At 69.9% G+C, this 22,018-nt stretch carries 19 protein-coding genes; 14 read left to right on the top strand and 5 right to left on the bottom strand.

The genetic code is table 11. The features are described 5' to 3' along the window. The first annotated feature begins 26 nt into the window (after window positions 1-26). On the top strand, window positions 27-593 hold the full coding sequence (locus tag D0C15_RS05705; protein WP_116041390.1) for a hypothetical protein: 567 nt from the start codon (window positions 27-29) through the stop codon (window positions 591-593). 19 nt (window positions 594-612) lie between these two features. Here D0C15_RS05705 and D0C15_RS05700 read toward each other — a convergent pair whose 3' ends face one another. Beyond that, on the bottom strand, window positions 613-1,431 hold the full coding sequence (locus D0C15_RS05700) for a dienelactone hydrolase family protein (protein ID WP_116041388.1): 819 nt from the start codon (window positions 1,429-1,431) through the stop codon (window positions 613-615). Between the two features lie 227 nt (window positions 1,432-1,658). Between D0C15_RS05700 and glmS the strand changes: the two genes are divergently transcribed. The 8 genes from glmS (at window position 1,659) to tsaE (ending at window position 11,230) form a co-directional block, all read left to right on the top strand. Beyond that, window positions 1,659-3,521 (top strand): glutamine--fructose-6-phosphate transaminase (isomerizing), encoded by a 1,863-nt coding sequence (gene glmS / locus D0C15_RS05695; RefSeq protein ID WP_116041386.1) that lies wholly within the window; start codon window positions 1,659-1,661, stop codon window positions 3,519-3,521. Window positions 3,522-3,545: 24 nt separating this feature from the next. After that, window positions 3,546-4,994: a bifunctional ADP-dependent NAD(P)H-hydrate dehydratase/NAD(P)H-hydrate epimerase gene (locus D0C15_RS05690; protein WP_116041384.1), complete on the top strand. Its 1,449-nt coding sequence runs from the start codon at window positions 3,546-3,548 to the stop codon at window positions 4,992-4,994. Window positions 4,995-5,104: 110 nt separating this feature from the next. Further along, the gene (locus D0C15_RS05685) at window positions 5,105-6,169 is read left to right on the top strand and encodes an NAD(P)-dependent alcohol dehydrogenase (RefSeq protein ID WP_245975583.1); all 1,065 of its coding nucleotides are present in this window, start codon (window positions 5,105-5,107) and stop codon (window positions 6,167-6,169) included. Then, window positions 6,162-6,974: a DeoR/GlpR family DNA-binding transcription regulator gene (locus D0C15_RS05680; RefSeq protein ID WP_116041382.1), complete on the top strand. Its 813-nt coding sequence runs from the start codon at window positions 6,162-6,164 to the stop codon at window positions 6,972-6,974. Before D0C15_RS05685 ends, D0C15_RS05680 begins: the two co-directional genes overlap by 8 nt. Beyond that, entirely contained in the window at window positions 6,971-8,413 is a 1,443-nt protein-coding gene (gene xylB / locus D0C15_RS05675) for a xylulokinase (RefSeq protein ID WP_116041380.1), read from the top strand. The genes D0C15_RS05680 and xylB overlap by 4 nt, the downstream gene beginning before the upstream one ends. A gap of 89 nt (window positions 8,414-8,502) precedes the next feature. Then, window positions 8,503-9,633 carry an alanine racemase gene (alr, locus tag D0C15_RS05670; RefSeq protein ID WP_116041379.1) on the top strand — a complete coding sequence of 377 codons (1,131 nt, stop codon included), beginning with the start codon at window positions 8,503-8,505 and terminating at the stop codon, window positions 9,631-9,633. Next, entirely contained in the window at window positions 9,630-10,748 is a 1,119-nt protein-coding gene (locus tag D0C15_RS05665; protein WP_162829908.1) for an alpha/beta fold hydrolase, read from the top strand. Before alr ends, D0C15_RS05665 begins: the two co-directional genes overlap by 4 nt. Further along, a complete protein-coding gene (gene tsaE / locus D0C15_RS05660; protein ID WP_162829907.1) occupies window positions 10,742-11,230 on the top strand; it encodes a tRNA (adenosine(37)-N6)-threonylcarbamoyltransferase complex ATPase subunit type 1 TsaE in 489 nt (162 codons plus the stop codon). The genes D0C15_RS05665 and tsaE overlap by 7 nt, the downstream gene beginning before the upstream one ends. Window positions 11,231-11,295: 65 nt before the next feature. Here tsaE and D0C15_RS05655 read toward each other — a convergent pair whose 3' ends face one another. The 3 genes from D0C15_RS05655 to D0C15_RS05645 are packed head-to-tail and all read right to left on the bottom strand — an operon-like array spanning window position 11,296 to window position 15,424. Beyond that, on the bottom strand, window positions 11,296-12,651 hold the full coding sequence (locus tag D0C15_RS05655) for a carboxyl transferase domain-containing protein (protein WP_116041376.1): 1,356 nt from the start codon (window positions 12,649-12,651) through the stop codon (window positions 11,296-11,298). Beyond that, window positions 12,644-14,101: an acyl-CoA synthetase gene (locus D0C15_RS05650; RefSeq protein ID WP_211323095.1), complete on the bottom strand. Its 1,458-nt coding sequence runs from the start codon at window positions 14,099-14,101 to the stop codon at window positions 12,644-12,646. The genes D0C15_RS05655 and D0C15_RS05650 overlap by 8 nt, the downstream gene beginning before the upstream one ends. A 24-nt stretch (window positions 14,102-14,125) precedes the next feature. Beyond that, a complete protein-coding gene (locus D0C15_RS05645) occupies window positions 14,126-15,424 on the bottom strand; it encodes an SLC13 family permease (protein WP_116041374.1) in 1,299 nt (432 codons plus the stop codon). 219 nt (window positions 15,425-15,643) lie between these two features. On the opposite strand from D0C15_RS05645, the gene D0C15_RS05640 reads away from it, so the two are divergent. From D0C15_RS05640 to D0C15_RS05620, 5 genes are all read left to right on the top strand, one after another. Continuing rightward, on the top strand, window positions 15,644-16,390 hold the full coding sequence (locus D0C15_RS05640; protein ID WP_116041372.1) for a FadR/GntR family transcriptional regulator: 747 nt from the start codon (window positions 15,644-15,646) through the stop codon (window positions 16,388-16,390). A 45-nt stretch (window positions 16,391-16,435) separates the two neighbouring features. Further along, complete coding sequence (tsaB, locus tag D0C15_RS05635) at window positions 16,436-17,116, top strand: tRNA (adenosine(37)-N6)-threonylcarbamoyltransferase complex dimerization subunit type 1 TsaB (RefSeq protein WP_116041370.1); 681 nt, start codon at window positions 16,436-16,438, stop codon at window positions 17,114-17,116. After that, window positions 17,113-17,595: a ribosomal protein S18-alanine N-acetyltransferase gene (gene rimI / locus D0C15_RS05630; RefSeq protein WP_116041369.1), complete on the top strand. Its 483-nt coding sequence runs from the start codon at window positions 17,113-17,115 to the stop codon at window positions 17,593-17,595. Before tsaB ends, rimI begins: the two co-directional genes overlap by 4 nt. Beyond that, window positions 17,595-18,641 (top strand): tRNA (adenosine(37)-N6)-threonylcarbamoyltransferase complex transferase subunit TsaD, encoded by a 1,047-nt coding sequence (tsaD, locus tag D0C15_RS05625; RefSeq protein ID WP_116041367.1) that lies wholly within the window; start codon window positions 17,595-17,597, stop codon window positions 18,639-18,641. Before rimI ends, tsaD begins: the two co-directional genes overlap by 1 nt. Window positions 18,642-18,707: 66 nt before the next feature. Beyond that, window positions 18,708-19,778, top strand: coding sequence for a DNA polymerase III subunit beta family protein (locus D0C15_RS05620; RefSeq protein WP_116041365.1), 1,071 nt, complete (start codon window positions 18,708-18,710; stop codon window positions 19,776-19,778). Between the two features lie 251 nt (window positions 19,779-20,029). Here D0C15_RS05620 and D0C15_RS05615 read toward each other — a convergent pair whose 3' ends face one another. After that, on the bottom strand, window positions 20,030-21,982 hold the full coding sequence (locus D0C15_RS05615) for an N-acetylmuramoyl-L-alanine amidase (RefSeq protein WP_116041363.1): 1,953 nt from the start codon (window positions 21,980-21,982) through the stop codon (window positions 20,030-20,032). Window positions 21,983-22,018: the final 36 nt, after the last annotated feature.

Here is a 22,018-nt window from a genome sequence, read left to right as displayed (position 1 = left end):
TGCGCAGGCGGGGTTGAGGAGGACCGATGGATGTGTCGGGACGTGTCGAGCGAATGCGAGCGACCCTGGGGGCGCTCGTGCGGGAACAGGCCGACCGGCGAGCGCTGCGTGATCGCCAGGGACAGGAGCTGAAGGCCCGCTCCCAGGAGTACATGACGAAACAGGTCCAGGCTGCCGAGCGGTATGTCCAGCATCGGCGGGAGCTGGGCAAGCGCAAGGAGGAGGCGGGTGGCTGGGCGACGGAGAAGACCCTGTCGGACAAGAGCCATGTGATGGGCTTCGGGCCCGAGGACCCGGAGGAGGCGCCGGCGGCCGGGTTCGCCCAGTACGCGGCGCCCTTGCCGGTTGCGCCTGCGGTGCCTGTGCCGGACCCTGTCGCGCCACCCGCTCCCGCGCCGGGTGGTTGGCAGGAGCCGCCGGCACCACCGCCGGCTCCGGACGCTCCAGCAGGACCGGCTGCACCGGCCGCACCGGCTGCATCGGCTGCATCGGCCTCGGAGGAGCCGAGGGCGCCGAAGCGGCCGGGTCGTCACGCGCGTCCGCAGGAGTCGTTCGACGACGACGATTTCTCCAACAACAGCTGGATGAAGTAGTCCGGGCCGAACGCCAGGATCAGGTCGCTGCTGGCTCCTGGCTGCTGTCGAGGAAGATCGCCGCCTGCTTGAGGTCGGCGTCGAGCAGCGGCCGGTAGCTGTCGTCGCTGGTGAGGTGGGTCAGGAAGAACCCCGCGAACAGCGCGCGCACCAGGCGCTGGGTCGGGCGGTGTGGCTTGCCGTGCAGCAGCAGCTGGCTCCAGTGCCTGCCTTCGGTCACGCCGAGGTGCGAGGACTTGGCGATGGTGCGCAGCTGTACTGGTCCACCCCAGGCTCGGGCGATGACCTCGGCGTTGCCCGCCGCGGGTGTCACCAGGTCGTCGTCCGGGACGAGGTGCAGGCCAGGTGCTTCGACGGAACGAGCGGCCTCGCTCGCCGGGGGAACGGTCTGCGCGGCCGCGATGGTCGCGACGGCCTTGATCCGCGAGCCCTGCTCGGCCGCGGCGAGAACCGCCGCGCCGCCGCCGATCGAGTGCCCGGCGAGTCCGAGCGCGGCGGGGTCGACGCTGATTCCCGCTGGACCGAGCCGGACACCGGTGAGGATGTCCAGCGTGCTGTGCAGATCCGCGGCGAAAAGGCGGTGGGACGGAACCGGGCCATGCTGAGTCGCGGGGGCCGCCGCGACGATTCCCCAGCTGGCGAGGTGTCGCAGCAGGCCGAGGTAACGGTCGGGGGACTGCATCCAGCCGTGTCCGAAGACGACGGCGGGCAGGTTCAGCCCGCTGGTCGGGGTGAACACCACGCCGGGCAGGCCGACCAGTGCCAGGTCGCCGCGCAACACCTCGTGTGGCCCGGGGTGCTGCAGCTGCTCGAGTAACCGCTTGGGCTTGGGCGCCATGGCGCGAGCGTAGCTGTTCCGGCGTCCGGTGGCCGGGTAGGCCGGGGAAGTGCATTTAGCCCGCTAAAGGCGCTCGGCCCGAACCAGGCGGCCTGAGTGCCTGACCTCGGCTTGCTTTGGGGGCGGTGTGTGCATTTAGCCCGCTAAACGCACTCACCTGGCCTCCGGGGGCGGGCTGGCGCCGAGCCGGGCGAGGCGGCCACAGTGGGCTCGTTACGCTGGAGTGCGTGTGCGGAATCGTGGGATATGTGGGCCATCGCCAGGCGCTCGACGTCGTCCTCGGCGGCCTCCGGCGAATGGAGTATCGCGGGTACGACTCGGCGGGAGTCGCCGTGCTCGACGGTGACGGCGCGCTGATCGTCGAGCGCAAGGCGGGCAGGCTGGCCAATCTGGAGGCCGCCCTGGACGAGGTCGGCCGCGAAGGCTTCGGTGGCACCGCGGGCATGGGCCACACGCGCTGGGCGACGCACGGGGCGCCGGTGGACCGCAACTCCCACCCCCACCGCGACGCGTCCGGCAAGGTCGCCGTCGTACACAACGGCATCATCGAGAATTTCGCGGCGCTACGGGCCGAACTCGAGGCCGACGACATCGAGCTGACCAGTGACACCGACTCCGAGACGGCCGCGCACCTGGTCGCTCGCGCTTACGGTGCCGGCCCCACCGAGGGCGACCTCCCCGCGAGTGTGGCGGCCGTTTGCCGCCGCCTCGAGGGCGCCTTCACGCTGGTCGTCACCCATGCGGATGACCCCGACCGCATCGTCGCGGCCCGCCGTTCGTCCCCGCTCGTGGTGGGGGTCGGCGAGGGCGAGACCTTCGTGGCCTCCGACGTCGCCGCCTTCATCGAGCACACACGGGAAGCGGTTGAACTGGGTCAGGACCAGCTCGTGGTGATCTCGCGCGACGGATACGACGTCACCGACTTCGCCGGCGAGCCCGCCCAGGCCAAGCCGTTCACCGTGGACTGGGACCTCTCCGCCGCGGAGAAGGGCGGCCACGAGTACTTCATGCTCAAGGAGATCGAGGAGCAGCCGGAGGCGCTGGCCAACACACTTCGCGGGCACTTCGACGGCGGCCGGGTGATCCTCGACGAGCAGCGGATCTCCGATCAGGACCTGCGCGACGTCGACAAGGTCTTCGTCGTCGCCTGTGGTTCCGCGTACCACTCGGGACTGGTGGCCAAGTACGCCATCGAGCACTGGACCCGCCTGCCGGTGGAGGTCGAGCTCGCCAGCGAGTTCCGCTACCGGGACCCGGTGCTCGACCGGGACACCCTGGTGGTGGCGGTCTCTCAGTCCGGCGAGACGGCCGACACGCTGGAGGCGGTCCGGCATGCGCGGGAGCAGAAGGCGCGGGTGCTCGCGGTCTGCAACACCAACGGGGCACAGATTCCCCGCGAGTCCGATGCGGTGCTCTACACCCACGCGGGTCCCGAGATCGGCGTCGCGTCGACGAAGGCGTTCCTCGCCCAGATCGCGGCCAACTACCTGGTCGGACTGGCCCTGGCCCAGGCGCGTGGCACGAAGTACCCCGACGAGGTGGCCCGTGAGTTCGCCGAACTCGAGGCCATGCCTGCCGCCGTCCAGAAGGTGCTGTCCACTGTGGAGCAGGTGCGGGCGCTGGCCAGGGATATCGCCGATTCCAAGGCGATTCTGTTCCTCGGCAGGCACGTCGGTTTCCCGGTCGCTCTCGAGGGTGCGCTCAAACTGAAGGAGCTCGCCTACATGCACGCGGAGGGTTTCGCGGCCGGCGAGCTCAAGCACGGGCCGATCGCGCTGATCGAGGAAGGCCTTCCGGTCGTCGTGGTGATGCCGTCACCGAAGGGCCGTGCCGTGCTGCACGCCAAGCTCGTCTCCAACATCAGCGAGATCCAGGCGCGGGGTGCGCGCACGATCGTGATCGCCGAGGAGGGGGACGAGACCGTGCGTCCCTTCGCGGACGAACTCGTCGAGATCCCCGCGGTGGCTACGCTGCTGCAACCCCTGGTCTCGACGGTCCCGCTTCAGGTGCTCGCCGCGGAGATCGCCAAGACCCGCGGCTACGACGTCGACAAGCCGCGCAACCTGGCAAAGTCTGTCACTGTGGAGTGAGGTTCGAGAGAGCCGGAGGGCAGCGTGCAGGGAATCTGGACCACCGAACGGATTCGCGACGCTGAGCAGCGGTTGCTCGCCGTCACGCGGGAAGGTGCTCTGATGCACCGGGCCGCGTTCGGGCTCGCCGTCCGTGCGGCCGAGATGCTCGCCGAACACGCGGGACGGGTCGCGGGTCGCAGCGTCGCGCTGCTGGTCGGCGCCGGGAACAACGGTGGTGACGCACTATGGGCGGGGGCGTTCCTGCGCCGCCGTGGCGTGGGGGTGACCGCTGTCCTGCTGGCTCCCGGCCGCGCGCACCCTGCCGGGTTGGCCGCCTTGCGCAGGGCGGGCGGCCGCGTACTGCCCGCCGAGGACGGTGCGTCCGTGCTCGAACGCTCCGACCTGGTGATCGACGGAATCGTCGGCATCTCCGCACACGGCCCCCTGCGTCCCGCGGCCGCGAAACTGCTCGAGCACATCGGTGCACCCGTGCTCGCCGTGGATCTGCCCAGCGGCGTGGATCCGGACACCGGCGCGGTCGACGGTCCGGCGATCACAGCCGCGCGGACGGTGACCTTCGGCGCCCGCAAACCGGTCCACGTCCTGAATCCCGCACGTTGTGGACGCGTGGATCTGGTGGACATCGGCCTTTCCAGGGAGTTGGGACAGCCCGACCTCCTGCGGCTCGACACCGCGGACGCTGCCGCCGCCTGGCCGGTACCGGGGCCCGAAGACGACAAGTACACCCAGGGCGTGGCCGGAATCGCGGCCGGGTCCGCTGCGTTTCCGGGCGCCGCCGTGCTGGCTGCCGGTGCCGCCGTGCGGGCCACGTCGGGCATGGTGCGGTACGCGGGACCGGCTGCGGACGTGGTTCGCGATCACTGGCCGGAGGTCGTCGCCACCGGCTCGATCTTTGATGCTGGCAGGGTGCAGGCCTGGGTGGTCGGCCCCGGCATCGGTACCGGCCGGGAGGGGCGCGAGGTCCTGGAGCACGCGCTCGGTCAGGGGGTGCCGGTGTGCGCCGATGCCGACGCGATCACGATCATCGCGAACTCGCCCGAGGTGCTCGACGCCAGGCAACCGGGCACGCCGTTGCTGCTCACACCGCACGCGGGCGAGTTCGAGCGGTTGACGGGGCGCGCTCCCGGCGCGGACCGGGTCGCGGCTGCCCGTGCGGCGGCGGCACGATTCGACGCGGTGATGCTGCTCAAGGGGCATTGCACGGTGGTGGCGGACGCCGGGGGACGGGTGCTGGTCAACCCGGCGCGAGGGTCGTGGCCCGCGACAGCAGGGTCGGGTGACGTGCTCTCGGGGATGACCGGTGCGTTGCTGGCGGCGCGGCTGGATCCCTGGCTCGCGGGCGGGGTGGCCGCCTACGTCCACTCGCTGGCAGCCGAACACGCCGCCCGGGGCGTGCCGGTTTCGGCCTCGGGCATCCTCGACGCGATCCCGGAGGCGATACGCGCGGTCCGCACGCTCAGGGCAGGGTGAGTGCCTTTAGCGGGCTAAAGGCACTCACCGGGCACCCACGAGGCCGGAACTTATCGAATTATGTGTTAACAACGCGGGCTTGCTCTGGTAAAAATGCCGCAATGGGCGACATGGGCAGTTCCAGCGATGTAGGCGCGATTCCCGACACGATGGCAGTGTCCGTGCTCCGCGGGGTGCACGACGTCGTCCTGCAGCGGCGTCCGGTGCCGACCCCCGCGCCGGACGAGGTGCTCGTGCGCGTGCACTCCGTCGGGACCTGCGGCTCCGACGTCCACTATTACGAGCACGGCCGCATCGGCGACTTCGTTGTCGAACAACCCCTCGTCCTCGGCCACGAACCCAGCGGCGTCGTCGTCGCGAGGGGCGAGTCCGCAACCCGGCACGAAATCGGCACCCGGGTCGCACTGGAGCCCGGAGTGCCCTGCTCGCACTGCGCCGAGTGCCGCCTCGGCCGCTACAACCTGTGCCCGCGCATGCGCTTCTTCGGCACTCCGCCGATCGACGGTGCTTTCTGCGAGTACGTCACCCTCCGCGAGGATTTCGCCCACCCCGTTCCCGACGCGCTCTCCGACGACGCCGCGGGCCTGCTGGAACCCCTGTCGGTCGGCGTCTGGGCCTGCCGCAAGGCGCGGGTCGGCCCGGGTTCGCGGGTGCTCGTCACCGGCGCCGGTCCCATCGGGCTGGTCGCGGCACAGACCGCACGGGCCTTCGGCGCCACCGAGGTGGTGGTGACCGACGTCAACGCCGGTCGCCTGCGCGTGGCCGCCGCCTTGGGTGCGACGGCGACGATCGACGTGTCGACGACCGACCTGGCCGAGTCCGGGTTCGAGCCGGATGTCCTGCTCGAGTGTTCCGGCGTCGCCGCGGCCGCCTCGCAGGCCATCCGCACGGTCGGCCGTGCGGGCCGGGTCGTGCTGGTCGGCATGGGCGGCGACGAGATCTCGCTGCCGCTGGCGCACGTCCAAGGGTTCGAACTCGAACTCACCGGCACCTTCCGCTACGCCAACACCTGGCCGACCGCGATCGCGCTCGCCGCAGGGGGCGAGATCGACCTCGACCGGCTGGTCACCCACCGGTTCGGGCTCGACGAGGTGGAGCAAGCACTGACCGTCGCGCGGCACGACGACACAGTGATCAAAGCCGTGGTCCGGCCGCAGGAAGCCGGCCATGGATAAGGTGCGCCCGCCACGCGGCGACCGGGCGGCGGTCGAACGCCGACGACAGCGCGTCCTGGACGCCGTGATCGCACAGGGCGAGGTGCGGATCGACGATCTCACCGAGCGGTTCGGCGTGAGTCTGATGACCATGCACCGTGACCTCGACGACCTGGCGGATCGCCGATTGCTGCGAAAGCTGCGCGGACGGGTCGCCGCCTATCCGGCGCTCACCATGGAGACCGCGAAACGATTCCGGGTGGGTCTGCACCGAGAACTCAAGGAGGCCCTGAGTGCCGCCGCTGTCGCCGAGATCGGGCGGGGGCAGACGCTCATCATCGACGACTCCACGACGTTGTTCCCACTCGCTCGCGGGCTCGGCGCGCGCGAGCCAGCCACCGTCATCACCCACTCGCCCGACGTCGCCAGGATCGTCTCGGGCGCCACCGACACGGAGGTGGTGCTGCTCGGCGGCCGCTACACCGAATTCGACTCCTGCGTCGGCCCGGACACCATCGCCGCTCTGCGCAAGGTGCGTGCGGATATCGCCGTCCTCTCGGTCACCGCGTTAGCCGGCGGTCGCCTCTACCATCCGGTTCGCGAGTACGCCGAGGTCAAAACCGCCATTTTGGGAGCGTGCAGGCAGGCCTTGCTGGTCGTCGACCACTCCAAGTTCGGCCGGACCGCGACCTACGCCCACGGGGACGCAGGGGAATTCGACCTGGTGATCACCGACGACGAGACACCGGCCGAGGAAATCGAGGCCATTCAGGCGCTGGGAACCCGTGTCCGGACAGTAAGTGCGACAAACGAGGAGCGGCCATGACGGCTGACAGACAGACCCTGGTGGCAGGGGTCGATTCGTCCACCCAGTCCACCAAGGTGATGGTGTGCGACGCCCGCACCGGCGAGGTGGTCCGCAGCGGCAGGGCAGAACATCCGGACACCACCGAGGTCGATCCGCAGGTGTGGTGGGACGCGCTCGGCGCTGCCTCCGGCGGGTTGCTTTCGGAGGTGCGCTCGATCGGTATCGCCGGTCAGCAGCACGGCATGGTCACCCTCGACGAGACGAACAGCGTCGTGCGGCCCGCGTTGTTGTGGAACGACACTCGATCCGGGCAGGCCGCGGCCGATCTCACCGACGAGCTGGGTGGACCGCAGGCATGGGCCGACGCGGTCGGCTTGGTGCCGGTGGCCAGCTTCACCATCACGAAGCTGCGCTGGATGGCCGAGCACGAACCGGGCCTGGCCGACCGCGTCGCCCGCGTGTTGCTGCCGCACGACTGGCTCACCTGGCGGCTGCTGGGGGACGACGCGCAGCCGGTCACCGATCGGGGCGACGCTTCCGGCACCGGCTACTACTCCGCGACCTCCGCCGCGTACCGCACCGACCTGCTGTCCCGGGCTTTCGGTGGGCGGGCACCGGAACTGCCCAGGGTTCTCCGCCCCGCAGAGGCGGCGGGGCACACCCCGGAAGGGATGCTCGTCTCGGCGGGCACCGGCGACAACATGGCGGCGGGCCTGGCGCTGGAACTGGACGAGGGCGACGTCGTGGTGTCGCTCGGCACCAGCGGCACCGTGTTCGGGGTCAGCGAGACCCAGCCCGCCGACCCGTCCGGAACCGTCGCCGGGTTCGCCGATGCCACCGGTCGATTCCTGCCGCTGGCCTGCACGCTCAACGCGGCCAGGGTCCTCACCGCCACCGCGAGCATGCTCGGTACCGACCTGGCCGGGCTGGACCGGCTCGCGCTCGCGGCCGAGCCAGGTGCGGGCGGGCTCACCCTGCTGCCGTATCTCGACGGCGAGCGAACGCCGAACCTGCCCGACGCCAGCGGTACTCTGCTCGGCCTGCGCAGGGCCAACATGACGCAGGAGAACCTGGCACGGGCCGCGGTGGAAGGCATGTTGTGCGGGCTCGCCGCGGGGCTGGACGCGCTGCGCGCGCATGGGGTCGTCGCCCGCAGGGTGCTGCTCATCGGTGGAGCGGCGCAGTCGGCGGCCGTGCGAGCGGCGGCTCCTGCCGTCTTCGGTGTTCCCGTCGCCGTCCCCCCGCCCGGGGAGCACGTCGCCATCGGAGCCGCACGACAGGCCGCGTGGGCGCTGTCCGCGTCCAGGAGTTCGGGGCCGGTCGAACCGCCACGCTGGCAGGGCAACGCGACAGTGCACCTGGACGAACCCACCTCGGCCGAATCGGCGGCCGGGGAGCAGGCCAGGCAGCGCCACGCGGAGGCCCGAGAGCAGGTCCACGGTCACGCGGAAGCCTGACGCGCTGGCCCTGTCTGCTCGGGCGTGGTGAGCGCCACGGCCTGCCGGGCAGGGCCAGGTGCGCCGCCTGTGGGAAACTCGGCAATGTTATGAACGCTGACCTGCACCGTCGCGCCGAGGTCGTCATCGATCTGGACGCCATCCGCCACAACATCGCGCTGCTCGCCGGAAGGGCGGCCGCGTCCGGTGCGGCGACCATGGCCGTCGTCAAGGCGGACGGTTACGGCCATGGTGCGGTTGCGGTGGCGCGCGCCGCCGTCGACGGGGGCGCGACCTGGTTGGGAACCTGTTCGCTCGGCGAGGCGCTGGATCTGCGGGCGGCAGGCATCGAGGTGCGCCTGCTGAGCTGGCTGGACGGCGATGATGTCGACTTCGCACCCGGCATCGAGCAGGGGGTGGACCTCGCTGCCAGTTCGATGGGTGAGTTGAGCCGGATCGCCGCCGCCGCGGGAAGGGCCGGGAGCAGGGCCCGGGTGCACCTCAAGATCGACACCGGGCTCAATCGCAACGGGTGTCCGCCGGAGAGCTGGCCGCAGCTGGTCAAGGCGGCAGCGGCGGAGCCGGATGTCGACGTGGTGGCCATCTGGTCGCATCTCGCCTGCGCGGACGAGCCGGGACATCCGTCGATCGACATGCAGGCCGCGCGATTCGACACCGCGTACACGCAGGCACGCGAAGCCGGGCTGCATCCCTTGCGGCATCTCGCGAACTCGGCAGCCACCCTGACCCGCCCTGATCTGCATTTCGACCTGGTGCGTCCAGGGATCGCCGCATACGGGCTCAATCCGGTGCCCACCGCCGACGACCTTCGCCCCGCGATGACCTTCCGGTCCACAGTGGTCCTCACCAAGCGCATCACGGCGGGTGAGTCCGTCTCCTATGGACATACGTGGACCGCGAACCGCGACACCACACTGGCATTGGTTCCCGTCGGATATGCCGACGGTGTTCCACGCACTTTGTCCGGGCGAATGAGTGTCTGGCTCGATGGCAGGCGTCGTCCTGTGGTGGGCCGGGTGTGTATGGATCAGATCGTGGTGGACTGCGGCGACGACGAGCCGGCGGTCGGAGCCGACGTGGAGCTGTTCGGTGCCGGCGCGGACGGTGGTCCGACGGCGCGGGAGTGGGCGGACACGATCGGCACCATCGACTACGAGATCGTCACCGGCATGTACCGCCCGCGAGTGCACCGGCGGTATCTCGGAGGTGCGATGCGATGACTCCATCGCGCCGGATTCTCGGAATCGCGGGCGGAGTCGGGGCGGTACTCACCGGGACTGTCGCTGCCGCACTGGCGGTCACGACTCAGCAGCGCAGGAATCGGGTGGACCCGTTCGTGGACGAACCACTCGGCAAGTTGCAGCCGGACCGCACCTCGACCGTGGCCGCCGACGACGGAACCCCGCTGTCGGTGTCGGAAATCGATCCCGAGGACGGGGTGGATCCCGAGCTCACCGTCATCGGCGTGCATGGTTTCGCGCTGTCGCAACTCAGCTGGCACTTCCAGCGGCGCGACCTCGCCTCGCTACGGCTGCCCGGCGTTCGTCAGGTCTACTACGACCATCGCGGGCATGGCCTCTCCGCTCCGGCGTCGCAGGAGAGCAGCACGATCGAGCAGTTGGCGCGGGATCTCGACGCGGTGGTGCGTGCCGTCGCGCCCGAGGGGCCGATCGTCCTCATCGGACACTCGATGGGCGGCATGGTGATCATGGAGCTGGCCCAGCAGGCCCCCGAGTTGTTCGCCGACCGGGTGCAAGGGGTCGCATTGATCGCGACTGCGGCGGGTGAGGTCGGTGCACGGGGACTGCCCCGGTCGCTGCTGTCGAAGTACAACCCCCTCACCCGAGGAGTCGGCGAGCTCGCGGGGTGGCAGCCGGGACTGGTCGAGTTCGTGCGGGCCGCGGGAGGGCAGCTGACCCGTCAGGCGATCCGCAGCCTCGCGTTCGGCGGGCGGGATGTCAGTCCCAGACTCGTCGACTTCATGCTGGAGATGCTCGCGGTCACCCCGGTGCGCGGGCTGGTGAACTTCGTGGACACCCTGGGCAGCCACAACCGCTACGCCGCGCTCGCCGGGTTGAAGAACACGCACGTGCTGGTGATCGGGGCGGCCGACGACCGGCTCACTCCGTTCTCGCACGCCGAGCGGATGGCGGCCGAACTGCCCGATGCCGAACTGGTCCGGGTGCGCGGCGCCGGGCACATGGTGCAGCTGGAACAACCCGAGTTGGTGAACAGCCACCTCATCGACCTGCTGCAGCGGGCGTCCGGGGCTGACGGGAGCGACGGAGGCAGCGGGATCGGATCGCGGGAACGAGGCAGGTGGTGGCGATGGTGAACATGGAACTGGCGACCGCCGAGGACACGATGGCGTTCGGTCGCGCACTCGGTGCCCGTCTGCGCCCTGGTGACCTCGTGCTGCTGGCCGGTCCGCTCGGTGCGGGTAAGACGACACTGACGCGAGGTATCGCCGAGGGCCTCGGCGTTCGGGGCAGGGTCAGCTCGCCGACGTTCGTCCTGGCGCGGGTGCATCCGGCCGGGATGGGGGAGGACGGCGCAGGCGTACCGCTGGTGCACGTGGACGCCTACCGTCTCGGCGGGGACCTCACGGAACTCGACGATCTCGATCTCGATGCCGACCTCGAGCGGTCCGCCGTCGTGGTGGAGTGGGGCGAGGGCTCCGCGGAGCGGTTGTCGGCGGACTACCTGGTCGTCCGCCTCGACCGCCGCCCCGACAGCGACGACGAGACCCGCACCCTCACCCTCGAACCGCACGGCACCTGGTCCGAGCGGGTCCCAGAACTGCACTTAGCCCGCTAAGTGCACTACAGGGGCCTGGAGCCGCGCCGGAGGGTGCGGCTCGGCGGGGGACGACACTTAGCCCGCTAAGTGCAGGTCACGGCGTGGGGGACGATGCCTTCGGCTACGCCCAGGGCTACTACGTCCGTGGGGCGCAGGCGGAGCTGGTCGGCGGTGGCGGGAACCTCGCCGGGGTCCCGCTTCAGGATGGAGGCCGCCGCCTCCGGAGAGGTCACCGAGAAGTAGCTGTCCGGCGTCATCCACGTACGTCCTGCCGCGGCGAAGGCCAGCGCGCCCCCCGAGCCGCCCTCACCGATCACCAGCGTTGACACCGGGACCCGCGCTGACGCCACCGCCGCGAACACCTCCGCGATCGCCCCGCCGACCCCGGCACGCTCCGCGGCAGCGTCGTTCGCCGCACCGGGCGTGTCCACCAGGGTGAGCACCGGGATGCCGAGGCGGTCGGCGAGCCGGATCAGCCGCGCCGCCGTGCGAAATCCGGGCGCGGTGGTCGCGGTGCCACACTGCGCCGCGTAAGCGATCACCTGACCTGCACGGCTGCCGAATCCGCACGCCACCGTCTGATCCACCCCGCCGCCGCAGCGGTCACCGCTGATGTCCTCCCTGTGATCGAAGTAGTCGTCGAGATAGGCCCCGGCACGCGGGCGCTGCTCCGCCCTCGCCGCCCGCACCGCGGCCCATCCGGACTCGGGCTCAGTCCTGACCCCGAGTGCCCGGGGCAGGTCAGGGGCCCCGCCCCGGCGCGCGGTCAGCAGACGCAGCCAACTCGCCAGGGTTCCCGGCAGGTTCTCCGGGGAGACGAGCCGGTCGACGTGCCCGCCGGCGAACTGGCCCTCGGCGGTGTAGGCGGCCACAGCGTCGTCGTCGCCGGCCGGGCGGACCCGCGAACCCGCGAATCCGACCTGTGCTCCCGGTACCGCCAGCGTGACATCGGCACCGGCGCCGAGCGTGGCCCAGCCGCCCCCCGTCGTCGGATCCCGCAACACGGCCACCTGCGGCAGTCCCGCCGTCCGAACCCGCGCGGCGGCCGCGGCGATCCGCTGCAACTGGGCGAGCGCGGCCATCCCTTCCTGCATCCGGCTGCCGCCGGTCGCCACCGCCGTGACCACCGGCAGCCCCTGCCGCACCGCGTGATCGAACGCCGCGTCGATGCGAGCACCGGTCCGCCTGCCGAGCGAACCGCCGAGGAACCCGAACTCGAACACCACCAGCAACGCCGTGACACCGCCGACGTCGCCGGTTCCGCACACGACGGACTCGTCCTCGCCCGTGCGTTCTGCCGCGCGCAGGCGGGCCTCGTCGTAGCCGGCCCAGCCGATCGGGCCGTCGGCCTCGGTGGAGGTCCGGTCCAGGAACGGGAGTTCGGTGAAGCTGTCCGCGAGTTCCCCGATCAGCTTCCGCGCGGGCTTTCGGTCAGGCATGCAGGGCTCGCTTCAGCACCTTGCCCATGTCGTTGCGCGGCAAGGCGTCCACATAGTGCACGACCCTCGGTCGCTTGTGCGGCGCCAGTAGCCGGGACACATGGTCGGCCAGTTCCTGCTCGTCCGGCCGTGGTGCGGACGAAACGATCCAGGCGACGATCCGCTCACCCAGGTCGGGATCCGGTTCGCCGGTCACCGCCGCCTCGGCCACGCCGGGATGCTCCAGCAGCGCGTTCTCGATCTCGCCTGCGCCGATCTTGTAGCCACCGCTCTTGATCAGGTCGGTTGCCTTGCGCCCGACGATGCGCACGTAGCCGTCGGTATCCCTGATGGCCATGTCGCCGGTCCGGAACCAGCCGTCCACGAACGCCTCCGCGGTGGCATCCGGGCGATTGAGGTACTCGGTGAACAGATTGGCCCCGCGCACCTGGATCTCGCCGACGGTCTCCCCGTCGCTGTCCTCGATCGGCGTCCCGTTCTCCTCCACGAGGCGCACCTCGACACCGCGCAGCGGCACGCCGACCGTCCCCGGCCTGCGTTCCCCGTCCGCGCGCACGCTGGTGTTCATCAGCGTCTCGGTCATGCCGTACCGCTCCACCACCTGCTGTCCGGTGGCGGCTGTGATCCGCTCGTGGTCGTGCACGGGCAGGGCGGCCGAACCGGATACCAGCAGTCGTGCGCCCGCGAGCGCGTTACGCAGTGCCGAATCGTCCTGCACCTCGGCGGCGATGCGGTGGTACATCGTCGGCACGCCGAACATCATCGTGGCGCCGTTCGCCAACTCCTCGGTAAGCGGCGCGGTGGCGAAGCGGCCGAGGTGGCGCACCTGCCCACCCCGGCGCAACGGACCGAGCACGCCGAGGATCAGCCCGTGCACGTGGAACAGCGGCAGGGCGTGCACGAGCACGTCCTCGGCGCTCCACTGCCACGCGTCCTCCAGTGCGTCGAGGGTCTCGGCGATCGCCCTTCGGGGCAGCACCACGCCCTTCGGTGGGCCGGTGGTACCGGAGGTGTAGACGATCAGCGCCGGCGACTCGGGGCCGGGCTCTTCCGGCAGCACACCGGACTCGCCGGTGAGGTTCACGTCCTTGCGCGGTAGATCACGCAGGCCGGCTGGCAGCTCAGTGCCGGGTTCGGCGAGCACGAGAGCAGGGCTGCTGTCGGCGATGATGTGGGCGAGTTCGCGCTCGCCGATCTTCGGGTTGATCGGTACGGCCGGCACCCCGGCCAGCAGGGCGGCCACCACCGCGACGCTCGTCTCGATCGTGGCCGTGGCCCAGACCGCGACCCGCACCGGCGACCCGCCCTGCCCTCGCAGTGTCCGCAACTCGCGCGCCAGCGTTCCGGCCACGTCGCCCAGTTCGGCGTAGGTCAGTGCGCGGTCGCCGAACCGCAGGGCCTGCCTGGCCTGCGCCGACTTTTCCTGTAGTGCCGGGAACAACTCGCTCACCCGAACTCCTTCTCCTCGTCGTTCTCAGCCGAAACCCGGCACGATCATGATCAGCCACACCACGGCGGGCATCGCCGCGACAATGATGCCGCCGTAAACCATCAGCTGCCGGAAGAACCGATCGCGATCCACCTCGGTCGCGTTGGCGAGCACCAGTGCGCCGTTGGTGCTGAACGGGCTCACGTCCACGACGGTGGAGGCGACCGCAAGACCGACGATCATGCCGATCGGCCCGATGGTGCCCTGCTCGAGGAACGGCACGGCCAGTGGAATCAGCGCGCCCATGATGCCGACCGAGGAGGCGAACGCGGACACGATCGCGCCGATGTAGCAGAGCAACACGGCCGCCAGCAGTGGGATGGCCACGTTGCCGACCGCGTTGCCCGCATAGTCGATGGTGCCCAGTTCCTGCAGGACCCCCACGTACGTGAGCACTCCGCAGATCAGCAGCACCGTGGGCCAGGTGATCTCGGTGACCGCCTTGCGGCTGCTCTCGGACCAGAACACGCTGAGCAGCACGGCCAGCGAAATCGCGGTGAGCCCGACATCGAGGTCGAACACCAGGGTCGCGACGACCAGGACGGCAAGACTGAGCAGGGTCGCGATCCGCGCCGGGTTCAGGCGAGGAGTTTGGGGTAGCACCGAGGTCGCGGTGGCTGCTCCGGGGCCACCCGCGCCGATCACGTCCGGCGTCGATCCGTCCGTGAGGGCGTTCTCGCGGCTGAGCCGCAGGCCGCCGAAGACCACGAACACCACCGCGGCGATCACCAGGTTCACCGCGAAGCTCGCGCCGAACAGGACGAGTTCGCTGCCGGGCAGCCCCTCACGCTCGACGATGCCGTTGACGATCGAGCCGTAGATGCTGATCGGGGAGAAGCCGCCCGCCTGCGCACCGTGCACGACCATCGCGCCCATGAGCAGCGGGTGGATGCCGTAACGGGCGGCGAACCCGAGCGCGATGGGGGCGACGATCGCCACGGCTGCGGGGCTCACCGCCCCGATCGCGGTGAGTGTGGCGCTGATGCCGAACATGACCCAGGGGATCAGCGCCAGCCGCCCTCCGACGAGACGGATCGCCGCGTGTACCAGCCAGTCCGTTGTCCCGTTGGATCTCGCGATGGCGAACAGGAACGTCACCCCGACCAGCACCACGAACAGGTCGGCCGGGAAGCCGGCGAAGATCGCGTCGGCGTCCATTTCACCCGCAAGGGTGCCGACGGCGAACGCGGCCGCGAAGGCCAGCGCGCCCATGTTGATCGACTTGGTGGTCGCGATGACGAACACGACCACGAGAACAAGGATGGAGATCAGTTCGGCGGACATCGGGCTCCCGTCGTTGGGTGCCGCACCGGCAGCGGTCGGATCGGGCGGTAGGGGCCAGTGGTACGGATGACACTGGCCTAGTGGCTGAACCACTTTGCGGTGCTGTGGTTCACAGTGTCAAGAGCCAAGTGGCAAATTGGCTGAGCCACTGCGCCGCTTCGAGCTGCTCACCGGCTGTTATCCTGCGAGGACGATTCGGGCGATCAACGAGGGGGAACCGTGTCCGACGCCCTGCGGCCGATGGCTCGCCCTCGCCTGTACGAGCAGGTACTGGAGCGGCTTCGGGACTACGTTTCCGACGGCAGGCTCGGTGTGGGCGACCGGCTTCCGCCGGAGCGGGAACTGGCTCAGCGGCTGGGCGTCAGCCGGGCCTCGGTAAAGCAGGCGATCGTGGTTCTCGAGGTGCAGGGCTTCGTCGAGGTACGACACGGCGGTGGCACCTACCTGGTGCGCGACACGCTCGACCCCGAGCCGGTGGAACAGCTCGTCGAGCGGCGCAGGCGGCTGCCCGACGTGCTGGAAGCCCGCGAGGCCATGGAGACGAAGCTCGCCGAACTGGCCGCGCAGCGGCGGACGAAGGGCGACCTCGACGACATGGAGGCCGCGCTGGCCCATATGCGCGACGAGGTCGACGCGGGGGAGTCCGGTGTCGAGGGCGATCGGCGGTTCCACGCCGCGGTGACGGCCGCCGCGCACAGCTCGCTGCTCGCGGAGTTCATGCGGACGATCGCCGAGCAGATCACCGAGAGCCGCACGGAGTCCCTGCGCCAGCCCGGCAGGCCGAAACGATCCCTCGCGCAGCATCAGCGGATCTTCGATGCGATCAGCCTCGGCGACGCGAAGGCAGCGGCGGCCGCGATGCGCAGACACGTGCAGACCGTGGCGAAGGTCCGGCTGCTCAGCTGGAATCCGGACGAGGAACCGGAGTCGTCACCGGCCGGCCCCGAGCTGCCTGACCGATCCTGACCGGTCGCGTGCGGCCGGGGAAAACGGTGGTCGTACGCTCGTCACGTGCTTGTTCTCGCCATCGACACCGCGACCCCCGCCGTCACAGCAGGAGTGGTCGCGCTGGAGCCTTCCAGGGTCACGGTGCTGGGTACGCGGGTCACCCACGACGCGCGGGCGCACGGTGAACTGCTCACCCCACACGTGCTCGAGGCCGTCACGGAGGCCGGGATCGGACTGCGCGACCTCGATGCCATCGCCTGCGGCATCGGGCCGGGGCCCTACACCGGTCTGCGTGCCGGGATGGCGACCGCGGGTGCGCTGGGCCACAGCCTGAACTTGCCGGTGTATCCCGTGTGCAGTCTCGACGCGATCGCTGCCGAGGTCGTGAGCAATGGGTCGGAAGCACCGTTCGTCGTCGTCACCGATGCGCGGCGCAAGGAGATCTACTGGGCCGCATACGACGGCTCGGGGACGAGGACCGAGGGACCCGCGGTCGACCGTCCCGCCCAGGTGTCGGATCTGCTCCCGGCCGGGACCTCGGCCGCTGGGCAGGGTGCCGAACTCTACCGGGAGGTGCTCGGCGCTGCCGTGCTCGAACCGGCCACACCCACGGTCGCGGGCCTCGTGCGTGCCGCGCGTGAAGGCCTGCTCGCGGGAACCGCTCCCGGCCCGCTCACGCCATTGTATCTGCGCAGGCCGGACGCTCAGGAGCCGGGACAACGGAAGCGGGTGACAGTCCAGTGAAACTGGAACCACTGCGCCGCAAGCATATTCCTCGATGTGTTGCGCTCGAGAAGCAGCTGTTCCCTGGTGACAGTCCCTGGAGCGCGCACGCCTTCCACTCGGAGTTGGACGCGGGCGCCTACTACGTCGCGGCCGTGACCGACGAGGACGTGCTCGCCGGATATGCGGGCCTGGCGATCCTGGGGCCGCGTGGTGACCAGGAAACCAGCCTGCACACGATCGGCGTCGACCCCGCTTTCCAGGGCATGGGCGTCGGAACCGCACTGCTGCGCACGGTGCTGGAACGGGCTGACGAACTCGCCGCGCCGGTCTTCCTCGAGGTACGCACGGACAACGAGCGCGCGATCGGCCTGTACGAGCGGCACGGGTTCGAGCGCATCGGCCTGCGCAAGCGCTACTACCAGCCGTCTGGCGCCGACGCCTACACGATGAAGCGACCACCGGTGCGCGTGGCTGAACCAGGGGAGGCGACGGCCTGATGTCGCGGATCGTGCTGGGAATCGAGAGTTCCTGCGACGAAACCGGAGTCGGCCTTGTGCGATTGCACGAGGACGGCACGGTCGAGTTGCTCGCCGACGAGGTCGCGTCCAGTGTGGAGCAGCACGCTCGATTCGGCGGCGTGGTTCCTGAGGTCGCCAGCCGCGCCCACCTGGAGGCCATGACCCCCACCGCGGAGCGGGCCTTCGCCACTGCGGGCCTGACCCTGTCCGATGTGGACGCGATCGCTGTCACCGCGGGACCTGGGCTTGCGGGTGCGCTCCTGGTCGGTGTCGCGGCGGCCAAGGCCTACGCGGCAGCGCTGGACGTGCCACTGTTCGGCGTCAACCACCTCGCGGGGCACATCGCGGTGGACACCCTGCAGCATGGGCCGTTGCCGTCTCCCTGCTTGGCGCTGCTGGTGTCCGGTGGACACACCCAGTTGCTGCGGGTCGACGACGTCGCTACGACGATCACCGAGATCGGGTCTACTGTGGACGATGCCGCCGGTGAGGCCTACGACAAGGTGGCCAGGGTGCTGGACCTGCCGTATCCCGGCGGTCCGCCGATCGATGCGGCCGCACGGCGAGGCGATCCGGCTGCGATCGCGTTTCCCCGGGGAATGACAGGACCGAGGGACGCGGCGTTCGACTTCTCCTTCTCCGGGCTCAAGACCGCGGTGGCACGTTGGGTCGAGGGTGCGGAGCGACGTGGTGAGACGGTCCCGGTCGACGACGTCGCGGCGTCGTTCCAGGAGGCCGTCGCCGATGTGTTGACAGCCAAGGCCATCCGAGCGGCCAGGGAGGCGGGGATCGGCACGCTCGTCATTTCCGGTGGCGTCGCCGCCAACTCGCGACTGTCCACACTGGCCGCGCAGCGATGCGCTGAAGCGGGGATCGAACTGCGGGTGCCGCGACCGAGGTTGTGCACCGACAACGGAGCGATGATCGCAGCGCTCGGCGCACACGTACTCGCCGCGGGAGTGCGACCGTCCGCGCTGGACCTTTCGGCCGATCCGTCGCTGCCGGTGAGCACCATCTCGATCTGAGTCGGGGCGAGACGGCGCCCGGCGAGAGTTGACCTTCAAGTGACTCGAACGCCCAGAATCAGGGCCATGGACGAGACTGACGCCGCACTGAGTATCGGAGCCTTCGCACGCCGGGTTGGGCTTACTCCCAGCGCTCTGCGCTTCTATGACGACTGCGAGATCCTGGCGCCCGCACGCGTCGATCAGGACACCGGGTACCGCTACTACGGCGAGTACCAGGAGCCCAGGGGGATCCTGCTGCGCAGGCTGCGCGCGGCCGGGCTGCCGTTGGCCGAGGTGAAGGTCGTGCTGGACGGAACCCCTGAGGACACGCGCACCTTGTTGCGCGAGCACCTGCGCCGGATGCGGGCGCAGGTGGATGTGGCCCGAGGCGCGGTCGAGGAGTTGCTTCGGTCGCTGCCGGTACCGGAGGTGGAGGCCGTGCTCGGCGGTCCCGAACTGGCCAGTGCGATACGGCAGGTGGTGCCGTCCGCCGCGGCCCGGGAGGGCTATCCGGTACTCGGCTGCGTACTGATCGAATTTGCCGACGCCGAGGTCCGGCTGGTCGCCACCGACCGCTACCGGCTGGCGATGCGGGTACTACTGCCCGGTTCCCTGCGCGGCGATCCGGCGAGGCTGCTGGTCCCGGCGCCCGAGTTGGCGCGACTGGGCGCCTGGGCCGCGCGTGCGGCAGACGTCGCGTTGGAGTTGACCGCGGGACAGGCGTGGCTGCGGGCGGGCTCGGAATCGGTCTCGCTGCCGGTGGTGGACGGCGAGTTTCCCGCTTACCGCGACATTATCTCGGGTCTCGGTGCGATGCCGTACCGGATCATCGTCGATCGGGCAGCGTTGTGTGCCGCAATGGCCGAGGGAGTGCGACGCGTGCTGCTTCGGGCGGAAGGGGACCGGCTGGTCGTGCAGCGGGAACAGGATTCCGTGACCTTGCCTGCCATCTGTCAAGGTGAGCCACCGGTCATGGCGTTCGACCCGGAGGTTCTCAGTCCTGCGGTGGAGGCGGGTGTGGGTCCGGACGTGCTGCTGGAGATCGCGGGTGACGCGCAGCCCGTGGTCGTCCGCTCGGCCGATCAGGGCAGCTTCACGACACTGGTGATGCCGGTGGCCTTGGCCGACACCGAGGAGGACTGCCGTGGACACTGACATGCGGTGGTGCGGTTGCGCCCAAGGGGCCGCGGACCGAGCGGCACAACACCCCGAAAAGGGCCGCAGAGTTGTTCCGGTGTTCCCGAGACCTGAGAGGTCCGGGCGAGCAGCCGTCCCCGACTCCCATTGGTACGCCTGCAAGTACACCCAAGCAAGATCGTTTCCGTCCATAACTGCTACCAAGCCAATCCGGCTTGGTAGCAGTTATGGACGATGTGGATCTTGCTTGGGTGTACTTGCAGACACTCCTACCGGCGAGCGGGCAGGATCAGGACGTCATCGGCCTTGACGAAGGCGACGCGGTGGCCGAACTGGATTTGCACGTAGCGGGTCTTGCCTCGGACCACGACGTGCTGGGCCGGATCGAACGTCACCGCACGGTAGTACTCCGAGCCGGTCACCTGCCCGACCGAGTAACGCTGCCCCTCGGGCAACGAATACTGCAGCGGCACGATGTCCTGTACCGGTACGCCATCGGGATAAGCCCCTGCCTCCGGATACGCCCTGCCGTATACCGGCACGGGGCCGTTGCCAGGTACGGCGACGGCCATCCTGCCAGTCGTCGCATGGGCGGCAGGAGCGCTACGGGGGTTGTGGAACCAGCCCTTCTGGCCGAGGTACCAGACCGCGGTCCACTCACCACGCACCTCGGCGACGGCATACTGCTGCCCGGTCTCCATCCGGCTGCCGATGTCGGAGACCCGCATCGTGGCGGGCGAACCGTCGGGTCGCAGGCCGATGTCGGAAAGCAGCGGCGCATCGGCCCTTGGTTCGGTGTGCAGCACGACCGAGCCGGAACCACGCGCGGGACAGACCTCGGCAGGAGCTTCCCGGTCACAACCGAAGAACGCGGGCTGGTTGGCGTCGAACCGGGGCGCGATCGTCACGAGCTGTGTGTCCGAAGTGGCCGGTCTGCCGTGCAGCGGGGCGCCCAGCAATTCGAAGTAGTGCGCCCAGTTCCAGTAGGGACCCGGGTCCCAGTGCATTCCGGCCACCCGATTCGGGGTGATGCCGGGAATGTTGTCGTGCCCGAGGATGTGGCCGCGATCCAGGGGAATGTCGTAACGGTCGGCCAGGTACCGCACCAGTTTCGCCGAGGTGCGGTACATCGCCTCGGTGTACCAGGTGCCCTTCGCGGCGAATCCCTCGTGTTCCAGACCGATCGACTTCGCGTTGACGTACCAGTTGCCCGCATGCCAGCCGACGTCCTTGGTCTTGATGTGCTGCGCGATGTGCCCGTCGGCGGAGCGCAATGAGTAGTGCCAGCTCACGTAGGTCGGGTCCTGCACGAGGTCCAGAACGGTGTCCCAGTATCCCTCGGTGTCGTGAATGATTATGTAGTCGATGTCCTGGCTCTCCGGGCGCTGCGCCTTGTCGTGATTGCCGTAGTCATCGCCGCCAAGCCGTTGATAGGGGGCCGGAATCCACTCGCAGGAGATCGAAACCGGACACTCCACATCGGACTTCTTGGCGTCCCGGAGGCCGAGTTCGCGCAACTGGCCTCGGTCCGGGGCCAAACCGGGATGTGCCGCCAGCCGCACCTGCTGGCCGTCGTCGGTGACGCGCTGCTCGCCCGAGGCGAGCACGCCGTACACCTCGTCGGCGAAAGCGGCGGCAGCGGCGGTGTCCGAACCCCCGCTGTATCGCGCGACCGCGCCGTACCAGTCGGCCGCGTTGCCTGTGCTCGGCTGCTCACCGAGTTCACGTTGGTAGTGCGCGAGCACGGCGGCGCCGCCGTGGATGTTCGCGGTCGGGTCGGCGCGCAGGGTGGCGGCGTCGAGCCCGGTGAGGTCGGCGGCGAGATCGATCGTCTGCAGCGAGTCGGCAGGTTCCGCGGGCCCTGGCTCCGCGGGGTGAAGCGCTTCGCGGGCGTCGTCGCCGCGCGGGTCCTCCGTGCCGTCGTCGTGGTGGCTGCCCGCACCCGCGGTACGTAGGTCGGTCAGGTGCATCGGCCCGTAGCCGGCGCTTGTGCTCGGGGTGCCGGCGTTGTAGTCCCACCTGGACTGCAGGTAGGAGACGCCGAGCAGGATCTCGTCCGGTACGCCGAACTCCGCCGCGGCTTCGCTGAACGCATGCTGGCGGTGCTGGTCGGGGGGTGCCGCACCGGCACCGGACGGGACCGCGAGCACCAGGCCCGCGCTGACCGCGGTGATCGAGAACGCGGCGAGAGCGAAACGCGTCGTGCGGGAACGAAGGGACATGGCGACCCTCTCGGTCGGAACAAGGAGAGTCAGAAC

This window comes from Amycolatopsis palatopharyngis (genome assembly GCF_003385185.1).
Classification (GTDB): domain Bacteria; phylum Actinomycetota; class Actinomycetes; order Mycobacteriales; family Pseudonocardiaceae; genus Amycolatopsis; species Amycolatopsis palatopharyngis.
Note: the sequence above shows the minus strand (reverse complement) of the source record. Positions and strands in the feature narration are given on the sequence as shown.

What these genes read in the sequence shown, in the direction of transcription:
- D0C15_RS05685 (WP_245975583.1), top strand. Translation starts at nt 5,105, where the DNA reads ATGGGCAGTTCCAGCGATGTAGGCGCGATTCCCGACACGATGGCAGTG.
- tsaE (WP_162829907.1), top strand. Translation starts at nt 10,742, where the DNA reads ATGGTGAACATGGAACTGGCGACCGCCGAGGACACGATGGCGTTCGGT.
- D0C15_RS05615 (WP_116041363.1), bottom strand. Translation starts at nt 21,982, where the DNA reads ATGTCCCTTCGTTCCCGCACGACGCGTTTCGCTCTCGCCGCGTTCTCG.
- D0C15_RS05665 (WP_162829908.1), top strand. Translation starts at nt 9,630, where the DNA reads ATGACTCCATCGCGCCGGATTCTCGGAATCGCGGGCGGAGTCGGGGCG.
- D0C15_RS05655 (WP_116041376.1), bottom strand. Translation starts at nt 12,651, where the DNA reads ATGCCTGACCGAAAGCCCGCGCGGAAGCTGATCGGGGAACTCGCGGAC.
- xylB (WP_116041380.1), top strand. Translation starts at nt 6,971, where the DNA reads ATGACGGCTGACAGACAGACCCTGGTGGCAGGGGTCGATTCGTCCACC.
- D0C15_RS05645 (WP_116041374.1), bottom strand. Translation starts at nt 15,424, where the DNA reads ATGTCCGCCGAACTGATCTCCATCCTTGTTCTCGTGGTCGTGTTCGTC.
- D0C15_RS05700 (WP_116041388.1), bottom strand. Translation starts at nt 1,431, where the DNA reads ATGGCGCCCAAGCCCAAGCGGTTACTCGAGCAGCTGCAGCACCCCGGG.
- D0C15_RS05620 (WP_116041365.1), top strand. Translation starts at nt 18,708, where the DNA reads ATGGACGAGACTGACGCCGCACTGAGTATCGGAGCCTTCGCACGCCGG.
- alr (WP_116041379.1), top strand. Translation starts at nt 8,503, where the DNA reads ATGAACGCTGACCTGCACCGTCGCGCCGAGGTCGTCATCGATCTGGAC.
- D0C15_RS05705 (WP_116041390.1), top strand. Translation starts at nt 27, where the DNA reads ATGGATGTGTCGGGACGTGTCGAGCGAATGCGAGCGACCCTGGGGGCG.
- D0C15_RS05680 (WP_116041382.1), top strand. Translation starts at nt 6,162, where the DNA reads ATGGATAAGGTGCGCCCGCCACGCGGCGACCGGGCGGCGGTCGAACGC.
- tsaD (WP_116041367.1), top strand. Translation starts at nt 17,595, where the DNA reads ATGTCGCGGATCGTGCTGGGAATCGAGAGTTCCTGCGACGAAACCGGA.